Raw genomic sequence first — 1761 nt, 5'->3', positions numbered from 1 at the left:
ATGGAACCCTAGGAAGTCCCATTATCCCAGTTCAGAGGGCATCCGCGTCTTCATGTCCAAGCCATGAACCGGCTGTTGCCCGGTGGATTCAGGCTTAGCGTGACAACCTCGGATCTCCTCGGTCAGCCCTACACCCAGGAACTCCGGCGCGAGCGCCTCGACGAGGTCATACAGCCCATCAGAGTCAGCATGGAGAACTGGGATATCCCCCTCGATTGGCAGGTGCCAGCGCGCCCGGTCGCGCTCATCCGCGCTGACATGGAGAAGGTCTTGGTTCAGCGGCGGCAAGCCGAGTACCTGCCTATGGCCGTCGACCTCCCGGCGCTCATCGACGAGTGTGTGCAGGCCATCCACACCACTAGCGGCGAGGAGATGCGGCAGGCACACGAGTGCCTGGCCTGGACGTTTCGGTGTGTCTTCACGCTCGCCTGGTCCTTCGGATACGTGGATCTGGCTGCCGTCGCCCTGCAGCGCCTGGCATGGGCAGCACCCCGGGCCGATGAACCGGGACTTGCCGCCATGTACGGCTATCTGCGCGCGCAGACCACTCTCTCTTCCAGCCGATACGACCTCGGCATGCGGGTGGTGGACGGCACGCTGCGAGACCTGGAGGGCCAAGATTCACGAAGCGCGGACGGCCTAGCCGCGATGATCGGCGTTCTTCATCTGCGGGCGGCTGTGATCGCTGGACGAATGGGGGACCCCGACGCCGTCGAGGCCCGCGTGGCCGAAGCTCGTGCGCTGGCTCTGCGGACTGGAGAGACCGCGGCCTACGGCGTGGGGTGGGGGCCAACGAACGTCGGCGTCCATGCCGTCGCGATCGCCTGCGACTTGGACGAGTACGGGCAAGCTGTCGAGTTGGCGGAGGAGGTGCGGTTCCCCAAGGGCTGGGACAGGTCTCGGGCCGGGCATCATTGGTTGGACCTCGGAAGGGCGAACGTGTGGACTGGCGACGCGCCCCAGGCGCTCCGTTGTCTGCAGCGTGCCCGCCGTACTGCCCCGCAGCAGACGCGCTATCACCCGACGGTGCGGGAGGCGGTGGTCACGCTGCGGTCGCGTGAGCGGTCGCGCAGCAGTGAGCTGGTCGAGTTCGCGAATTGGATCGGCCTGTAGCACTGGGGATTGCCGTCGAGTTGCACTCTTCTGTGAAACCTGACGTAGCGCCAGGTCGGCAGTCTGTGACGGTCAGCACACCATCCGTACACGGAGCCGCCCATGACGACCAGAGCCCTGCCGTGGACACCACCGCCCGCCGCGGACATCGAGGCGTTACCGGTGGGCAAATGGTGGGACGCGGTGTCCGCTCCCGTCGCCATCGGAGAACGCGCCCTCACCATGCTCGGCCGAGCCTCCGGCGCCGTTATCCAGGACGACACCCACGGCAAGATGTACTGGCTGATCGGGCGGGACACCGCCCGCAGCTGGCACCTGCGCCAGGTCCGGGTCCTCACCGAGCTGGCCGACGAAACCACCCTCCTCGGCGTACCCCCCGCACACTGGAGCGAGACCGGTCACCGCACCTACTGGCGGCTGCCCCTCGCCCCCGGCCGGTACCTGACCGACTCATGGCGCCTGCACGACGCACTGGATCGAGCGATCCTCGAACTCCTCGGCCCGGCGCCGAGCGGCCGGCAACTCTGCTACCGCTGCCAGCTGCCGACCGACGAGCCGATCCCGGTCGCGATGGAACACAGCGGCAGCGTCGCCGCCCCAAGCACGCTGCCGCCTACCCGCAGCGCGACCGCCCGTGCGACCTCACCG

Annotated in this window: 2 protein-coding genes; both read left to right on the top strand. The window is 67.6% G+C overall.

Features of this window, described 5'->3' with window-relative positions; all coding sequences use genetic code 11:
* Positions 1 to 63: 63 nt before the first annotated feature.
* Positions 64 to 1113: an XRE family transcriptional regulator gene (locus tag ABZU99_RS34830; protein ID WP_356050513.1), complete on the top strand. Its 1050-nt coding sequence runs from the start codon at positions 64 to 66 to the stop codon at positions 1111 to 1113.
* A gap of 102 nt (positions 1114 to 1215) precedes the next feature.
* On the top strand, positions 1216 to 1761 hold a 546-nt coding region (locus tag ABZU99_RS34825), incomplete at its 3' end, for a hypothetical protein (protein ID WP_356228183.1).

The sequence above is a fragment of the Streptomyces sp. NPDC005266 genome (assembly GCF_040607655.1).
Taxonomy (GTDB): Bacteria; Actinomycetota; Actinomycetes; order Streptomycetales; family Streptomycetaceae; genus Streptomyces.
Note: the sequence above shows the minus strand (reverse complement) of the source record. Positions and strands in the feature narration are given on the sequence as shown.